Genomic DNA, 16,742 nt, shown 5'->3' on the forward strand with positions numbered 1-16,742 from the left:
CGGCGCCGTCGCGCAGGGAGAGCACGTGGCCGCGCTCCACGTCGATCCAGCACTCGTCGCGGGTCAGCGCCTTGGTGGCGATTACCGTGACGACGTCCTTCGCCCCCGTCTCCTGGGCGAAATCCACCCGCCAATCCTCGTCCACCAGGGTCGCGGTGCCGAAGGGCGCGCAACGGGTGAGGTAGCACAGGCGCTTGCCGCAATGGGCGTAGAGCGTGCGGCTGTCGGAGAGCAGCATGTTGAACACGCCGAGCCCGTGCAGTTCGGCGCAGAGGTCCGCCACCGCCCGGTCGATCCGCGTCGGGCTCGGCAGGTCGGGCCAGCGCTGCTGGAGCTGGTCGAGCATCCAGCAGAAGGCGTGCTCGCTGTCGGTGGAGCCCACCGGCTTGAACCAAGTGAGCGGCCACTTCTTCACGCCCTTGAGCTGGCCGTTATGCGCGAAGGTCCAGCGCCGGCCCCACAATTCGCGGCTGAACGGATGGGTGTTCTCGAGGTTCACCCGGCCGCGATTGGCCTTGCGCACGTGCGCGATGACGATGCGGCTCTTGATCGGCGTCCGGCGCAGGAGCCGGGCAAGCTCCGACTGCGCGCTGGGCTCCGGCTCGTGGAAGGCGCGGGCACCGCGTCCCTCGTAGAAGCTGATGCCCCAGCCGTCGGCGTGCGGGCCGGTCTCGCCCCCGCGCCGTGCGAGCGCCGCGAAGGAGAAGCGGATGTCCGTGGGCACGTTCGCGCTCATGCCGAGCAGTTCGCACATGGAGGTTCGGGGGACTTCGCGTGGGATGAGGAGGGGCGTTGCGGGGCGGCGGAGCCCGGGAGGACCCGCCGGGCCATCCACTCTAAAGCAGGTTTCGCCGAAGGGGTCACCGATTTTGCGGGCGGGCGTTGCACAACCGGGGTTCGGGCGACCGGGCACGCCGCCGTGCGCCCCCGCGCTTTCGCCCGCCGGAACGATCCTCTAAGCCGCTCCCCGGGCCCCGTTTCCCGGGGCGTCGTGGACACAGGGTGCCGATGGACCGCGATCCGATCGCCTTCACCTGGCGGACCGCGCGGCGCGAGCATGTCGCCGCGGTCGGGCTGGCGCTCGGCCTCGGCGGGGCCCTCGCGCTGCTCGCGCTCCTGTGCCTGCGCGACCTCGTGGGCATGCAGGTTCATGACGGAGCGGATACCGGCCAGTTCCTGCGCGTCGCCGCGACGTTGCCCTGGCGGCCCGCCGCCGAGGGGCCTTTCGTGGCCTTTCCGGGCTGGACCCTGCCGGCGGCCGAGCTGGTGCGCGCCGCCTTCCTCGGCCTCGCGGCCACCGCCCTGGCCTCGGCCGGCCTCGGCTGGGCGGTGGCCCGCCTCTGCTTCCGGGCGCAGACCCGCACCGTGGCGGCCCTGCAGGGCCGCGTCACCGAGGCGATCCTGCGCGCGCCACCGAGCGCCCGCGACGAGGCCCGCGCGCTGGCGCAGACCCTCGGCGACCTGCTGGCACGCCTCGACACGCTGTTCGGGCTGGCGATCCTGGTGCCGGCCCTGGCCCTGGGCAGCGCCGGGCTCGCCCTCGTCCTGGCGGGCATGGCGGCCCCGCGCCTCCTGCCCACCGTGGCGGCCGGACTCCTGGCGGCGGGCCTCGCCCGCATCCTGATCCAGCGGCGGGTCCAGGACCGCGCCGCCCTGCGCGTGAAGGCGGGCGGCACCGCGGGGCGGGCACTGGCCGACCTGATCCGGCGCATGCCGGCGGTGCGTGCCCACGGGGCGGCGGCCTTCGAGCGCGGCCGCCTCGCCGCGAAGGGCGCGGCCGCCCGCGACGCCCTGGCGGCATCCGACTCCCGCCTCGCCCTGGCCCGGGCGCCCTCCATGGCCCTGGCGATCCTGCTCCCGGCCATCGTGGTGGCGGTGGCCCTCTGGCGCGGCCACGACGGGACCACCGAGCCCGTGGAGCCGGGGGCGGTGCTCGCCGCCGGCGGGGCCTTCGCCCTGGCGGTCGTCGCCCTCAGCGTGGCCCTGCGCCTCGTCGGCCTGCACCGGGCGCTGGCCGCGCCGTTCCGCGAGGTCGCCCTCGGCGTGCCGGCCCTGGAAACCCGCGCGCCCGTCCGTTCCGGCAGCGCCGCCTTCCCCGAATCCGGCGCCCTGGTGGCCCGGGGGGTCGGTGCCTACGATCCCGCCACCGGCGAGCGACTGGCCGGCGTCGATGTCGCCCTGCCCATGCCGGGCCACGTCGCTATTCTTGGCGAGCGCGGCAGCGGCAGCCGGGTGCTGGCCGCGATCCTGGCGGGCCAGCTCGAACCCTCGGCCGGCGCGGTGACCTATGCGGGCCTCGACCTGCGCGCCTTCGAGCCCGAGGAGCGCGCCCGCCGCATCGCGCTCGCGGGAGCCGAGGCCATCCTCATCGAGGGGACCTTGCGCCAGAACATCCTCTATGGCGCCGGCCACGTCCCCGACCGGGACGAGCTCATCGCCACCTTAAGGATCACCGGCCTCGACGCCTTCGCGTATGCCCGCGGCCTTGAGGGCACCGTCGACCCGAACGCCGAGCCCGAGATCGCCCGCGCCGTGGTGGCCGCCCGCCACGCGGTGCGCGAGGCGCTGGCCGCCGACAAGGCGGGGCGCCTCGTGGAGCCGTTCGACCCTGCCCGCTACAACCACCAGGCCACGGTGGGCGAGAACATCCTGTTCGGCGAGGCGGTGGGGCCGGCCTTCGCGGCCGAGCACGTCGCCGCCCATCCGTATCTGCGCGCCGTGCTGGAGGCCGAAGGCCTGAGCCGGCCCCTCACGGAGATCGGCCTGCAGGTCGCCCGCAGCCTCGTGGAGATCTTCGCCGACCTGCCGGACGACCACCCGCTCTTCGAGACGTTCTCGCTGTTTCCGGCCTCCGAGCGCGGCTTCTTCGAGGATCTCGTCGGCCGCCAGCCCGAGGCGACGGGCCTTCGGCGCGGGCCGGCCGGCCAGCGCGACCGCAAGCGCCTGATCGGTCTCGCGTTGCGCTACAGCGAGACCCGCCACCGCTTCGGCCTCATCGACGCGGCCTTCGAGGGGCGGCTGGTGGAGGCCCGCCGCTCCTTCGCGCGGCTGATGCCCCCGCACCTGCGCGGCGGCGTGGAGTTCTACGATCCGGACCGGCTCACGGCGGCCGCCAGCCTCGAGGAGAACGTCCTGTTCGGCCGCATCAACGGCGAGGAGGCCGGCGCCGAGGCCCGGGTGCGCGCCCTGGTGCGCCGGGTGCTCGCCGACGAGGGCCTGGAGCCGGCCGTCTATCGCCTCGGCCTGGAAAGCCGGGTGGAGCCGGGTCTGGCCGGCGGGGGCGCCAGCCTCGGCGAGAACGCCATCGGGCCGCGCGAGCGCGTGGCCATCGACCTCGCCCGCTGCCTCGTGCGCCGCCCCGACATCGTCGTGGTGGCGATCGCCCTGGAGGACCGCAAGAGCGCCGCGATGCGCGACCGCCTCGCGGCCCTGCGCACCGCCCGCGCCGGGCGCGGTCTCATCGTCTGCCTGCCAGACGACGGCATCCTGGAAGCGGCCGAGCCGTTCGACGCGGTGCTGCGCGTCGAGCGCAACGGGGTGCTGGCCGCCTGAGCGGCCCGTTTCGGGGCCGCCCCTATTGCGGCCCCATTGGAATGCGATACGCAGAAGGGCGTGCATCGTGCACGGGCGTCCGGCCAGCGGACGGATCGCTCTTCAGGGCCGTGCATGGTCTCTCAGTTCCGGAAACCGGCCCGCCGGACGTCGATCCATCCTGCCGCGCCCGCCTTCCTCGTCCTGTGGGCGCTGGCGTGCCCGGCCGCGGCCGAGCCGGGCAAGGCTTCCGCGCCGATCCCGGCCGCGACCCTCGCGCTGATGCAGGCCAAGGGCACCACCGCCGCCGCGCCGGTACTGTTCCGGGCCTACAAGAAGGAATCCGAGATCGAGGTTTGGAAGCGCGCCGGCGGCGGCCGCTTCGTTCACGTGAAAACATTCCCGATCTGCCGCTGGTCGGGCCAGCTCGGGCCCAAGCGCAAGACCGGCGACCGCCAGACGCCGGAGGGGTTCTACACGGTTCCCCAGCGCCAGATGAACCCGAATTCGAGCTACTACCTCTCCTTCGACGTCGGCTACCCCAACGCCTACGACCGCGCCCAGGGCTCCACCGGCTCGGCCGTTATGGTGCATGGGGTCTGCTCCTCGATGGGCTGCTTCGCCATGACCGATCACGTGGTGGGCGAGATCTACGCCATCGCCCGCGAGGCCTTCGCGGGCGGGCAGGCCGCGTTCCAGTTCCAGTCCTTCCCTTTCCGGATGACGGCGGCGAACATGGCCCGCTACCGCACCGACCCGAACATCGCCTTCTGGCGCCAGCTCAAGGAGGGCGCCGACCGCTTCGACGCCACCGGCGAGGAGCCGGTGGTCGGCGTCGCCGCCGGGCGCTACGTCTTCGCGCCCTTCAAGGACCCCGCCAAGGAGGCCCTGGCCGCAGCCCACCGCAGCACCGAGGAGGCCCGCATCGCGGCCCTGGTGGAGGAGGGGAGTGCTGCCATCCGCACCACCTATTCGGACGGCGCGCAGCACCCGTTCTGGGCGGCGCTGGCGGCCAAGGGTACCCCCCTCGGCGACGTCAGCCGCCCGGAGGCCCTGGCCTATGCGGGCCAGGAGGTCGTGGTCATCGCCGCGCGGCCGCGCCCGGTCCAGGTGGCCGAGGCGGTGTGGTCGCGCTGGGTCGCGCCGGATTCGGCCCTGTCGCGCACCCGGATGCCGGGCTTCGTGCCCAGCTACGAACGGGCGGGACCGGCCTTCGCGCCCCTCGTCACCACCTATGCGGAGACCTGGCCGCGCCTCGTCGGCCTCAGCCTCTCGGGCGTTCTGCCGCCGCCGGCCGGGCTCGCGCCGCCCGCGATCGGGCCGGTGGCGCAGCGGTGAGGCGCGGCCTGTTGCGCCGCCGCCGCGGTTCCCCGTCCGTCCCGGCACGGGTCGGGGCCATGTGCGGGCTCGCACATCGGCAATGGAAGCGGCTTACTACCTCAAGACTTATTCCACTTCGATCCTGGCACTGTTCCGCTCGCCGACCCGTGAGGATTGAATCTTGTCGGCGCGACGAAGGGCCCCCGACCGTCACGGGATCGGGGCACATGGTAATCGAACGATGACCCTTTCCCCGCGTCCCGATACGGAGGACGGCCTCACCCTGAAGTTCTGGGGCGTGCGCGGTTCGACCCCCGTCAGCGGTCCGGACTACACCGAGTTCGGTGGTAACACGCCGTGCCTGGAGATTCGCTGCGGCGAGCGCTTGTTCCTGATCGATGCGGGCTCGGGGCTCAATGCCTGTGGCCGTCACCACCGCGACGGGCTGCCCAAGGAGATCGACCTCCTCTTCAGCCACCTCCACCTCGATCACACCGCCGGGTTGCCGTTCTTCAAACCGGTGGTGCTCGACCCTTCTCGGACCATCAACACCTATTGCGGCAACCTCGACGGGGCGAGCGCCGGGACGGCCCTCGACCGGTTGTTCTCGCCGCCGCTGTTTCCCGTCTCCCTCGACGTGATCCCCTGCACCTTCGCCCATCACGGCTTCCGGGCGGGCGAACGCCTGACCTTCGCCGACGGCGCCACCGTCGACACCATCCCGCTCAACCATCCGCAGGGCTCGGTGGGCTACCGGTTCGAGCATGCCGGGCGCCGGCTCTGCGTGATCAGCGACATCGAGCACAGCGACCCCTGGCCCGACACCACTCTTTTGGAATTCGTCCGCGACGCCGACCTCGTCGTCTATGACGGCATGTTCACGGAAGGCGAGTACCCGGTCTGCCGGGGCTGGGGCCACTCGACCTGGCAAAAAGGCGTGGAACTCGCCGAGGCCGCCGGCGTGAAGGCGCTCGCCATCATCCACCTGCACCCCTGCCACACCGACACCATGCTGCTCAGCGTGGAGGCGGACATGCAGGCCGTGATGCCTACCGCCTTCATCGCCCGCGAGCGCCAGACCATCGCGGTGGGCGAGCCGATGCGGAGTGCGCCCGCCCTGGCGCTGGCACGGACCGCCTGAGGCGATCTTTTCGGATTTGATTGCAAGGCGCCCGTGGCCGGGCGCCTTGCGCGCTCGCGGTCGCCTCGAGGCTACGCCGCCGCGCGCCCGACGCGGCTGTGTCGGCGGCTCCAGGCGAAGTAGATGACAAGGCCGATGGCGAGCCAGATCAGCAGGCGCAGCCAGGTCTCGCCATCGAGCGACACCATCATGGCAAAGCAGCTGAGGATGCCGAGGATCGGCACCAGGGGCACCAGGGGGGTGCGGTAGTCGCGCCGCGCATCCGGCTGGGTCCGGCGCAGGATGATGACGCCGACGCAGACGAGCATGAAGGCCAGCAGCGTGCCGATGCTGGTCATGTGGCCGAGCTGGGAGATCGGCAGGAAACCGCCGAGCGCGCTGGTGAAGACCATGAAGAACAGGTTCGAGCGGTAGGGCGTCTTCCAGGTCGGGTGGATCTTGGAGAAGAAGCCCGGCAGCAGCCGGTCCTGGCTCATGGAATAGAACACCCGGCTCTGGCCGAGCAGCAGCACCAGGATCACGGTGGAGAAGCCCGCGATCACGCCGAGCGTCACGAGGCTGCGCAGCCACGGGAACGGCGTCTGCGCGATGGCGGTGTTCACGGGCGCGGCGTCGCCCTTCATCTGGTCGTAATGCACGAGGCCGGTGAGCACGCCCGCGAAGGCGATGTAGATCACCGTGCAGATGGCGAGCGACCCCAGGATGCCGATCATCATGTTGCGCTGGGGGTTCTTGGCCTCCTGCGCCGCCGTCGAGACCGCGTCGAAGCCCACATAGGCGAAGAACACCACGCCGGCGCCGCGCATGATCCCGCTCCAGCCGTACTCGCCGAAGGTGCCGGTGTTCTCGGGGATGAACGGCACGTAGTTCTGCGCCTTGACGTAGAACAGGCCGACCCCGACCACGACCGCCACGACCGCGAGCTTGACCAGCACCACCACGGCGTTGACCCGGGCGGATTCCCGGATGCCGATCATCAGGAGCGCCGAGGCCGCCACGATGATGAAGATCGCCGGCAGGTTGACGAGGCCGTGGGCCATTCCGCCGTCGGCGAGCTTGTAGGTCTCGAAGGGCGAATGCACGAGGGCGGGCGGCAGGTTGATGCCCAGCGTGTCGCGCAGGAAGCGCGTGACGTAGCTCGACCAGCTCACCGAGACGGTGGCGGCGCCCACCGCGTACTCGAGCACGAGGTCCCAGCCGATGATCCAGGCCACGAACTCGCCCATGGTGGCGTAGGCATAGGTATAGGCCGAGCCCGCCACCGGGATCATGCCGGCGAGCTCGCTGTAGCACATGCCCGCGAAGGCGCAGGCGATGGAGGCGATGGCGAAGGAGATCACCACCGCGGGTCCCGCATGCTCGGCCGCCGCGATGCCGGTGAGCGAGAACAGGCCGGCACCGATCACCGCGCCGATGCCCAGCGCCACCAAGCTCCAGGGCCCGAGGGTGCGGGCGAGCTTGTGCTCACCGCCCTCCGCGTCGCTGTTCAGCTGATCCAGGGATTTCGTGCGGGTGAGATCGCCCGCGAGGCCGGATGCCATGGGTGGGGTCCTATCCTGGTGGAGGGCGGGTGATCCGGGTGATCCGCGATCCTGGCCGGGTTGGAGATTGGTCGTCGATCTTGGCGATTGCCCAATGCGGTGGCAAACGGCGAATGCCTGCACCGGCAGGTTTCAAGCCGTGCTCCAATCACGGACCCGTGATTTTCGCCTCGGCGGCAGCGGCATCCGCGCCGTCGATCAGCGGGGCGAGGATCGCCCGGGCGCGGGCGGTGGTGGCCGGGCCGGCCGTCCCCGGCGTTCCGGCCTCGAAGGGCGGTGCCGGGGCGTACTCCGCCACGAGCTGGCTCGTGCGCGCCGCCTCGGGCCCGGCCAGGCGGGCGGAGAGCGCCAGGGCGAAGTCGAGCCCCGCCGAGATGCCCGCCGCTGTGACCCGGTTGCCGTCGAAGACCACCCGTTCATCCACCGGGATGGCGCCGAGGCGCGGCAGCACCCGGTCGCGCACGCACCAGTGCGAGGTGGCGCGGTAGCCCCGGAGCAGGCCGGCCGCCCCGAGGATCAGCGAGCCGGTGCAGACGCTGGTGATCCAGCCCGCGCGCGCTGCCCGGTCGCGCAGGAAGGCGAGGGTGTCGGGGTCGCGCATCTGGGCGGGCGTGCCGTCGCCCCCCGGCACGAACAGCACGTCGAGGTCACGCGGGCAGGTCTCGAAGCTGTCGCCGGCCACCAGCGCCAGGCCGGTATCCGAGGTCACGGGCCCGGCCGTGCGCGCGACGAGGTGCAGCCCGCCCGCGGCGATGCCGGCGAGGAGGGCCTGCGGGCCGACGAGGTCGAGGGCGGTCATGCCCGGGTAGAGCAGCATCGCGATGCGCAGCGGCCGGCCCCCCGGCGCCGTCCCAGCGGACGGGCCCGAGGCCGCCGATCCCGCAGTAGCCAGCAGGGCCGCGCCCGCGAGTCCGTTCGCCGCGACCGCGCGACGGGTCGGGCCGGGTCGGCGGCTCACGCCTGGGACGGCGTCGTGAAGGCCGTGATCGCCTTGATCAGGGCCGCCGCGCGGTAGGGCTTGGTGAGGAACAGGCTGCCCTCGATCAGGCGCGGAGGCGTCTGCGTGAAGCCCGTGGCGTAGATCACGGGCAGGTCCGGCCGCAGGGTCCGGGCGGCCTCGGCGAGCTGCCAGCCGTCCATCTGGCCGGGCAGGCGGATGTCGGTGAACAGCACGTCGACGGAGGCCTCGGTCCGCAGGATCTTCATGGCGACCTCGGCCGTGGCGGCCTGCAGGACCCCGAAGCCGGCATCCTCAAGGTCGGCGGTGATGACCTCGAGCAGCATGGACTCGTCCTCGACCATCAGGACCCGGGGTTTGGCTGAGGCACTCATGCTCGTCCCTTCATGCTCTTCCCTTCATCCGCGTGCGCTCATGTTCGCGGATGTCTCTCGTCCTCAGGCGAAGCCCAGATGCGAGGCGGGGCTTGTCCGCGCGGTCTCCGCGTCCGGCACCGACGACGATAGGCCCGTCCGGTCGCGCGGCAAGTAGAGCCAGACCGTGGTGCCGAGGCCCACCTGGCTCACGATCTCCGCGTGGCCGCCCGATTGCTTGGTGAATCCGAAGACCTGGCTGAGCCCGAGGCCGGTGCCCTCGCCGACCGCCTTCGTGGTGAAGAACGGTTCGAAGGCGCGGGCCAGCACCTCGGCGCTCATGCCGGTGCCACTGTCCTCCACCCCGATCGCCACGTAATCGACCGGCTCCAGGCCGGCGATCCCGGCTGCCTCGGCGGCCGGCACGTTGCGGCTGCGGATCACCGCGCGGCCGTTGCCCGTCATCGCGTCGCGGGCGTTCACCGAGAGGTTGAGCAGGGCGTTCTCGAGTTGGTTGGCATCGACGCGGACGCTCCAGAGGTCGGGCGCCAGATCCAGGACCGGCGGCTCGGCGGTATCCAGCGCCCCCCGCAGCAGCTCGCCGAGGTCGTGGATCAGCCGGTTCGGCTCCACGGGCGCCGCCTGCAGGGGCTGGCGCCGGGCGAAGGCCAGCATCTTCTGCACCAGGACGGCCGCCCGCTCGGCCCCGTCCATGGCCCCCCGCAGGGAGCGTTGGGCGCCGCTCTCGGCGGGCAGGAAGCGGGCGATGCGATCGAGGTTGCTGATGACGACGCCGAGGAGGTTGTTGAAGTCGTGCGCCACGCCCCCCGTGAGGGAACCGATCGCCTCCATCTTCTGGGTCTGGCGCAGCATCTCCTCGGCGCGGTCGCGCTCCGCGTAAGCCTCGCGCAGGGCGTCCAGGGCCGCGTCGCGCTCGCGGATCCGGGCCTCGAGGGCGGCGTTTGCGCTGCGCAACTGCGCCGGCGAGGGCAGGGCGAGGGCCCGGGGCAGCAGCACCCAGAGCAGGATCGCGGTGACGATGGAGGCCGCCGCCGTGATCACCTTCACGGCGCCCTCCAGGGCGTAGTCGGGCACCCACAGGGTCCAGATCTCGAACAGGTGGGTGGTGCCGCAGGCGAGGATGAAGACCGCGAAGGCCCAGAACATCCACCCGAACACGATGTCGCGCCGGCGCGTGACGAAGACGCCCAGGGCCACGGGAATCGTGAAATAGGCCAGCGCGATGATGGCGTCCGAGGCTACGTGGGTCCAGATCAGCTCGGGGCGCCACAGCAGGCAGATCCCGTGCGGGGACAGGCTGCTCCGGTCCAGTAAACCTGTCAGGGTCTCGAACATGTCGGGTCTCGATGACGCATGGACGCTGCACCGTCCGGGGGTATCGTATGCCGATGAAGACGGTCGCGGTTGGAACTATAGCCTCAGGTTCATCTGTCGTCTCGACAAAAAACTGTGCGTTCATTTGAGCTAATATCGCTCAAGCCGGAACTGAAGTCGCGATGCAATGTGGCACTCGCCGCGATTGTGGCGCAATTGTATGCACTTTTTGCGGGTGCCGTCGCGGGCTGCGGTTCTCACGATGCCGAGAACCGCAGCCCAGACATGGACCCGACCGCGCCGCTGCGACGGTTTTTCGCGGATACCTCGGCCCGCAGCCCCGGTCCTGCGCCGGCCACCGCTTCGTGGCCGAATCGCCTCGGCCGACCCGCCTATTCCACAACGACCTTGTAGCTCTGACCGGCGCGCACGCCGGCGCCGCGCTCCAGGCCGTTCAGCACGAGGAATCGCTCCAGGGCCTTGTCGGGCACCACCATGCGCTGCGCCAGGGTTTCGGCCGTCTCGCCGGGGGCGGCGGTGACGACGACGAGGCGCAGGGGCCGCAGGGCGCGGGCCTCGGCGGGGTCGAGGGCCGTCAGGCTCTCGGTCCAGCGCCGGAAGGCGCCGTCCGGGTCGGTGCCGCCCTTGGCCGCCATGATCATCCGGAAGGTCCGCTCGCCCATGCGGATGGCCGCGAGGCGGAAGGTCCAGTCCTTGCCGCGCGACAGGGCGGTGACGCCCGCATTGCCGGCCACCATGCGGTTCTCGACGGAGCCCGGCTCGATGACGTCGTTCCAGGTGGCTTTCAGGACTTCGTCGAGGCCCTGGCCGGCGTGACTCTCGACCTGGTCGAACAGCAGCCGGCGGCTGCCCTCGCCGGTGGTGCCCAGCACGGCGTTGCGGGTGTTCTCGATGCCGAAGCCCTCCGGCACCTCGAAGGCGATGCCGAGGCCCGGATGCAGGAACCGGCGCCCGCGCACGAGACCGTCGCCCGGGTTGTCGCCGTAGGCGATCCCGTCGACGGCCGCGAGGTAACGGGCGCGCTCGTCGACGCCGAGGCCCGGCGCGCCGATCAGGCGGGCGGCGCGGGTAACCAGGGTGATGCGCTCCGCGGTGCCCGGATGGGTCGCCAGCATGTCGGGTTCGCCGGCCATGCCGGTGCCGGTCTTGAGGGCCGTGGTCCGGTTCAGGGCGGTGAGGAAGCGCCCGGCGCCGAAGGGATCGTAGCCCGCCCGCGCCAGGGTGCGCACGCCCACGCCGTCCGCCTCCAGCTCCTGGTCGCGGGAGAATCGTGCCAGGGCGAATTTCGACTGGTCCTGGAGCTGCGCGCCGGTCGCCGGATCGTTGAGCACGTCGGCCACGACCTTGCTCACGAGTTGCGAGCGGAGCGCCAGCTCGGTGCGCGCGGTGGCGTGGCGCAGGGTGACGTGGGCGATCTCGTGGGCGAGCACCGCCGCGATCTCGGAAGTGTCGCTGGCCAGCGCCAGCAGGCCGCGCGTGACGTAGAGCCGGCCGTTGGGCAGCGCGAAGGCGTTGATGACGGGCGAATCGAGGAGGGTGACCGCGTAGGTCTCCTCGGGCCGATCGGTGGCCCGCACGAGGCGGTCCGTCACCTCGGTGAGGAGGCGCAGGCTCGCGGGCGCCCGGTACTCGCCGCCGAACGAGGACACGAGTTTGGCGTGGTCGGCATCCGAGCCCGCGCGCTCGCGCCCGGTGGTGCGCGGTGCCTCGCGCGGCACCGCGACCGCGGCGGACTGCGCCACGGGGCCGGACTGGTCGCCGATGCAGCCCGAGAGCAGGCCGCCCGCGAGCAGGGCCGCGCAGACCGGCCCGGCGCCCCGGCGCCGGCTGCCACCGCGCCGATGCTGGAGGGAGGGTCCGTCCGCCCGGGGGATCACGATCGAGACCATCCCTATCATCGAGGCCATGCCGTTCAGCGCCGCGGCGCCCGCTCCCCGTCCAGAACTTCGATCACGTCCGCGCTCGCGACGTCGAGGGTCGGACCGCGCCAGGCTTCGAGCCGGCCCCGGACGCGGACCTCTCGGCCCCGCAGACTCTCGGCACTCAAACCACGTTCCTGCAACCGGCGCCAAGTGCGTTTCGACACGGTCACGGTGAGGCCGTCCTCCCCCTTGCGGGCGAAGTCGAGATAGGTCCGGCGCGCCCGCTCGCCGACCCGCAGAACGGCGCCCTGCGCCACCACGAAGCGTCCCATCCGGGCCCTCAGGGCGGCGCCGTCGCGAACCCCGGGACCGGCCGCCTGGCTCCAGAGGCCGCGTCCCGCCCGCCGCGCGCCCGCCTCCAGGGCGAGGAGGGCCGGCCGGCACAGGGTCTCGCGCTCCCCCGCATCGACAGGCACGAGTCCGGCTTCCACGAGGCCGCCTGCCAGATCGACCGGCGCCAGATCGACCGGCGTTGGATCCGAGGGGGCGGGCGCTGCGCGGGCCGCGCCCTCGAGGCTGACATCCACGTGGTCCCGGCCCCAGCGGTCCGTCTCGCCGCGAGCCACCAGCGTGAGGCTGCGCCCCCGATGGGCCAGGAGCCAAGCTCGCGCGGCGGCGTCCGCGTCCGCCTCTTCCGGCCAGTGGATGCCCGAGAGGACCGCGCGGGCGCCGGAGGCGAGGGCGAGTTCCCCGCGCAGGCCCAGGCCGGCGAGGCTGTCCCTGCGGGCCGGGGCTTCCCGGCATTCCGCCGTGGCGCCCGCCGCCGGGCGCGCCGGCCCGGAGGCCGCGAGGGCGCCGAGCAGGAGCGCCCCGCCCCCGATCGCCGATCGTCGATGCGCCCCCGTCACGATGCCCGCTCCCGGCCGACCTGTTCGAATCCGAGCCCATTGTGCCGCCCGGACCCGGCCCCCGGCAAGGAAGCCCGGGCCGCCGGACGGACGGTTCATGCCGCATTGCGGCAGGAGAGACACAGGTGCCGTCCCCGGTTGGCGGCCCGGCGCGATGATGCTAGGACGCCCTCGGTGAGTCTCCGTAGCTCAGCTGGACAGAGCACAGGTTTCCTAGATCACAATTGGGCGTCGCGAGGGGAAACCGCGCGGCGGATCCGCTCAAATTCGGGGAACGCCCACCGTCCGCTCGGACGCGGCCGATCCCGAGCCAAGCCCGATGCCCGTTCCGCGGGCGCCGGGACGGTGTAGAGACTAGACGGGCGGCACCTAAGGGCTCCGGCGACGGCGCCTACGGTGAAGGGATAGTCCAGACCACGAACGCCCCCTGATTCTGGTGGCGGCGGCGGAAGCCGAAGTGGGATGAAACCTGGGGTCGCAGGTTCGAGACCTGCCGGGGACGCCACCATCTCTCGGCCCGAGGCGGCACCGCTTGGAGTGCGCGCGGGTCGCCCTATCTGCCGGGTATGACAGAGCCGCCGGACGACAATCTCGATCATTACGCGCTGGGCTTCTACGCCCCGGGCAAGGGCTTGGCGCGGGCGGATTGTCCCTATGCCGAGGGGACCCAGGCCCACGCCCAGTGGACCGCCGGATATGATGCTGCGCTCGCCGAGCGCGAGGGCACGCAGGGGGGCTGACAGCCGTCCGCGTCCCCCCAGGAGGAACTGCCATGGCCGGTCTCAAGGACAAGCGTGGCTTCATCGACAAGGACCGCCTGGACCTTTCCGAACGGAAGGCCGTGGAGTTCTGGATGAAGCGCTGGGGTGTGACCCAGGACCAGCTCACGGCGGCGCACCGGAAGGTCGGCCGGATGACCAAGGACATCGCGGCCGAGCTGGGCAAGAAGCGATAGCGAGAAGTGCCGGATCGTGCCGGTGCGGAGATTTTCGCCCTAGGGACGCTCCGGGTGTACGGAACTTCGTCCGGCCCAGGTCGCCCGGATGCCTTCACCCGAAGCGGCGCGCTGGGCGCCCGGAGCCGAGCGGATGCCCCGCTACTTTTTCCATACGCATGTCGGCGCGGACGTCGTCGCTGATCCCGTCGGTACGGATCTGCGCGATCCCGACGCGGCCTGGACGACCGCCCGCGACACTATCCGCACCATGATGGCCGAGCCGCGCAATCAGGCGCGCCTGATGGGCGCGATCCTCGTGGTCGCCGATGCCGAGGGCGAGGTGATCCTGGAATTCCCGTTCGCCGAGGCGATGGCTGGGCCGGGGGACGACTCGGTCCACTGAGTACTGGCAACTCGGCAGGCCCGGGATTTGCCGGGTCAGGGTTTGATGGCGGTGGCCGCTTCGTCGATCGCCGCCTGGTGATACCAGCTATCCATGAAGCAGGGCTGCGCGGGCTGACGCGGCTTGTCGCGTCCGGACGATCCGGCGGTCAGGCCCGTGATTGTGCCCGCGGTCCTGGTTGTGCCCTTGCCCGCCGAACCGGCTCGTCCCGGGAAGGGAAGGATCGTCGCCGTGTGTTGATGGTGCCCCATAGTCATGAGCGGTAATGTCCTTTGGTGCACTGCGCTCGCGCTGTGCCAGGACTAGAGTATAGGCATGATCGCCTGCATTTGCATCGTGGGTTCGCTCATAAAGCAGCCTGTTGCGAGAAATATAGGCGTGCTGAATATTCTTCCACGTTCGGTCAAGGGAACTGACTGAAATCGCGTCGATTCCAGGCGAGACCATTCTGCGGGCAGTCGGCCGTCGGTTGCGGGACGACGACATGCCTATGTGCGCCACCGTGAATGTGCGCCACCGCAAGGCCACGCTTCACCTCGGCGGTTAGACGCTCGGCCTCGAAAGAGGGTGGATGTGATGACCGCGAAGGTGATGCTGGTGTTGACGCTGATCGTCTATTTGACGACCGGCCGGGCGCCCGGCATGCGCGAACTGCGCAATCCCGATGCGGAGACGGGCTGGGGACGCACGGCCCACGCCCTGAAGCGAGACCTCGTCTGAGGCCCACGGCCCGGAGCGCCCCTGCGAAGGCGGGCGGACCTTCGGGGCGAAGAAGATCGGCAAGAATGCCTTGCAAGTGAGCCTGACTACAAAGCCCCACAACGGCGTCGGGCAAGCTTGGCCGGTTTGACGCGCTCCATGGCTGGACATAACGTCCCGCCGCCGCAGGATGGGGGCGGCGCGACGCCGGTCCCGGCGAGCCCGGATACGCCTCCGGGACGGGCGTGGCGCTGAGCACGGGACGGGCGAATGGCTGGGCAGAAGACCGATGCGCGCGACGCGTATGTGGGGCAGCGGATCGCCGAGCAGCGCAAGAAGGCGTCGCTGACCCAGAAGCGGGTCGCCCAGTGCTTCGGCATGTCGGCCGCGCAGCTGCAGAAATACGAGAAGGGCACGAACCGCATCAGCGCCCTGCATCTCGACACCTTCAGCCGCCTGACGGGCGTCCCCATCGCCTACTTCTTCGACGGGTTGGATCGGACGGATCCGGATGTCCCCGGCTTCTCGGAACTGCCGCAGCAACCCTACGATGCGGATGCGGTCACCCGTTCTCCGAACACGTTCGCGCAGGATTCCGCGCAGGATCTCTCGAAAGATTCCTGGGAAGGGCTTGCCGAGGTCGTGGCCCGGCATGTGGCCGAGCACTTCTCGGAGGATGAGAAACGCCGGATCGCAGCGGCGCTGAAAGTTCTCGACCGGCGCCTCGGCGGCTGATTTAGCGGACGCTTCGTTTGTTTTGGCGGATTCATCCGGTTTTTCGGCTTGACCGATCCGGGGGCGGCTGCCAGACACTCACCCCTCGAAAGATCAGGTGAAGCGCCGCGACAAGTTGGGCGCGCCTAGACTTGGGGGCCTTCATGCCGCGTTCCAATTATCTCTTCACGAGCGAATCGGTCTCGGAAGGACATCCCGACAAGGTCTGCGACCGGATCTCCGACACTGTCGTGGATGCCTATCTCGCGGCGATGCCGGAAGCCCGCCTCGGCGTGGAGACGCTGGCCACCACGAACCGCATCGTCATCGCGGGCGAGGTGCGCGGCCCCGACTCCGTGACCTTCGACCATCTGGAAGAGCTCACCCGCGCGGTGGTGAAGGACATCGGCTACGAGCAGTCGGGCTTCCACTGGAAGAACAACGACATCGCGATCCACCTGCACGCCCAGTCCGCCGACATCGCCCAGGGCGTCGACGCGGCCGGCAACAAGGACGAGGGCGCGGGCGACCAGGGCATCATGTTCGGCTACGCGTCCGACGAGACGCCCGAGCTGATGCCGGCGCCGATCTACTACGCCCACAAGATCCTCAAGGACCTCGCCGACGCGCGCAAGGGCAAGCAGGGCGACGCCGCCAAGCTCGGCCCCGATGCCAAGAGCCAGGTCACGGTGCGCTACGAGAACGGCCGCCCGGTGGGCGTCACCCAGATCGTGCTCTCCACCCAGCACATCGACGAGAGCCTCGATTCCGCCGACGTGCGCGCCATCGTCGAGCCCTACATCCTCGCCGCCCTGCCGCAGAACTGGGTTTCCGAGGAAACCGTCTGGCACGTGAACCCCACGGGCAAGTTCGTCATCGGCGGTCCCGACGGCGATGCCGGCCTCACCGGCCGCAAGATCATCGTCGACACCTACGGCGGCGCGGCCCCCCACGGCGGCGGCGCCTTCTCGGGCAAGGACCCGACGAAGGTCGACCGCTCGGCCGCGTACGCGGCCCGC

General features: G+C 71.1%; 17 protein-coding genes. 9 read left to right on the forward strand and 8 right to left on the reverse strand.

Annotated features, from left to right (window positions below; genetic code table 11):
* The coding region (locus MFF30_RS20925; RefSeq protein WP_238281841.1) for a class II glutamine amidotransferase at positions 1 to 754 on the reverse strand (754 nt) is incomplete at its 3' end.
* 254 nt (positions 755 to 1,008) lie between these two features.
* Here MFF30_RS20925 and MFF30_RS20930 point away from each other — a divergent pair.
* From MFF30_RS20930 to MFF30_RS20940, 3 genes are all read left to right on the forward strand, one after another.
* On the forward strand, positions 1,009 to 3,552 hold the full coding sequence (locus MFF30_RS20930) for an ABC transporter ATP-binding protein (protein WP_238281842.1): 2,544 nt from the start codon (positions 1,009 to 1,011) through the stop codon (positions 3,550 to 3,552).
* A 114-nt stretch (positions 3,553 to 3,666) separates the two neighbouring features.
* Entirely contained in the window at positions 3,667 to 4,869 is a 1,203-nt protein-coding gene (locus MFF30_RS20935; RefSeq protein WP_238281843.1) for a L,D-transpeptidase family protein, read from the forward strand.
* Positions 4,870 to 5,092: 223 nt separating this feature from the next.
* Positions 5,093 to 5,992, forward strand: coding sequence for an MBL fold metallo-hydrolase (locus MFF30_RS20940; protein ID WP_238281845.1), 900 nt, complete (start codon positions 5,093 to 5,095; stop codon positions 5,990 to 5,992).
* Between the two features lie 71 nt (positions 5,993 to 6,063).
* Here the strand turns inward: MFF30_RS20940 and MFF30_RS20945 are convergent, their stop codons facing one another.
* The 6 genes from MFF30_RS20945 to MFF30_RS20970 form a co-directional block, all read right to left on the reverse strand.
* The gene (locus MFF30_RS20945) at positions 6,064 to 7,533 is read right to left on the reverse strand and encodes an amino acid permease (RefSeq protein WP_238281847.1); all 1,470 of its coding nucleotides are present in this window, start codon (positions 7,531 to 7,533) and stop codon (positions 6,064 to 6,066) included.
* A gap of 148 nt (positions 7,534 to 7,681) precedes the next feature.
* Complete coding sequence (locus MFF30_RS20950; RefSeq protein WP_238281865.1) at positions 7,682 to 8,350, reverse strand: DJ-1/PfpI family protein; 669 nt, start codon at positions 8,348 to 8,350, stop codon at positions 7,682 to 7,684.
* 137 nt (positions 8,351 to 8,487) lie between these two features.
* The gene (locus MFF30_RS20955) at positions 8,488 to 8,865 is read right to left on the reverse strand and encodes a response regulator (RefSeq protein WP_238281849.1); all 378 of its coding nucleotides are present in this window, start codon (positions 8,863 to 8,865) and stop codon (positions 8,488 to 8,490) included.
* Positions 8,866 to 8,928: 63 nt separating this feature from the next.
* The gene (locus MFF30_RS20960) at positions 8,929 to 10,200 is read right to left on the reverse strand and encodes an ATP-binding protein (RefSeq protein WP_238281852.1); all 1,272 of its coding nucleotides are present in this window, start codon (positions 10,198 to 10,200) and stop codon (positions 8,929 to 8,931) included.
* Between the two features lie 371 nt (positions 10,201 to 10,571).
* Positions 10,572 to 12,089, reverse strand: coding sequence for a M48 family metalloprotease (locus tag MFF30_RS20965; RefSeq protein ID WP_373320967.1), 1,518 nt, complete (start codon positions 12,087 to 12,089; stop codon positions 10,572 to 10,574).
* Positions 12,090 to 12,112: 23 nt separating this feature from the next.
* Positions 12,113 to 12,970: a DNA-binding protein gene (locus tag MFF30_RS20970; protein ID WP_238281854.1), complete on the reverse strand. Its 858-nt coding sequence runs from the start codon at positions 12,968 to 12,970 to the stop codon at positions 12,113 to 12,115.
* Between the two features lie 566 nt (positions 12,971 to 13,536).
* On the opposite strand from MFF30_RS20970, the gene MFF30_RS20975 reads away from it, so the two are divergent.
* The 3 genes from MFF30_RS20975 (at position 13,537) to MFF30_RS20985 (ending at position 14,310) form a co-directional block, all read left to right on the forward strand.
* Complete coding sequence (locus MFF30_RS20975) at positions 13,537 to 13,710, forward strand: ribosome modulation factor (RefSeq protein WP_238281856.1); 174 nt, start codon at positions 13,537 to 13,539, stop codon at positions 13,708 to 13,710.
* Positions 13,711 to 13,742: 32 nt separating this feature from the next.
* Positions 13,743 to 13,925, forward strand: a complete 183-nt coding sequence (locus MFF30_RS20980) for a DUF3606 domain-containing protein (protein WP_003600567.1) — start codon at positions 13,743 to 13,745, stop codon at positions 13,923 to 13,925.
* A gap of 133 nt (positions 13,926 to 14,058) precedes the next feature.
* Positions 14,059 to 14,310, forward strand: coding sequence for a DUF6894 family protein (locus MFF30_RS20985; RefSeq protein ID WP_238281858.1), 252 nt, complete (start codon positions 14,059 to 14,061; stop codon positions 14,308 to 14,310).
* A 35-nt stretch (positions 14,311 to 14,345) separates the two neighbouring features.
* Here the strand turns inward: MFF30_RS20985 and MFF30_RS20990 are convergent, their stop codons facing one another.
* Complete coding sequence (locus tag MFF30_RS20990; protein WP_238281860.1) at positions 14,346 to 14,567, reverse strand: DUF2735 domain-containing protein; 222 nt, start codon at positions 14,565 to 14,567, stop codon at positions 14,346 to 14,348.
* A gap of 319 nt (positions 14,568 to 14,886) precedes the next feature.
* Between MFF30_RS20990 and MFF30_RS20995 the strand changes: the two genes are divergently transcribed.
* The 3 genes from MFF30_RS20995 to metK form a co-directional block, all read left to right on the forward strand.
* Complete coding sequence (locus MFF30_RS20995) at positions 14,887 to 15,030, forward strand: hypothetical protein (RefSeq protein WP_238281861.1); 144 nt, start codon at positions 14,887 to 14,889, stop codon at positions 15,028 to 15,030.
* Between the two features lie 249 nt (positions 15,031 to 15,279).
* Positions 15,280 to 15,744 (forward strand): helix-turn-helix domain-containing protein, encoded by a 465-nt coding sequence (locus tag MFF30_RS21000; RefSeq protein WP_238281862.1) that lies wholly within the window; start codon positions 15,280 to 15,282, stop codon positions 15,742 to 15,744.
* 143 nt (positions 15,745 to 15,887) lie between these two features.
* Positions 15,888 to 16,742: methionine adenosyltransferase (gene metK / locus MFF30_RS21005; protein WP_238281864.1), on the forward strand; the 855-nt coding region annotated here is incomplete at its 3' end.

Origin of the sequence: Methylobacterium goesingense (assembly GCF_022179225.1) — a bacterium.
In the GTDB taxonomy this organism is placed as follows: Bacteria; Pseudomonadota; Alphaproteobacteria; order Rhizobiales; family Beijerinckiaceae; genus Methylobacterium; species Methylobacterium goesingense.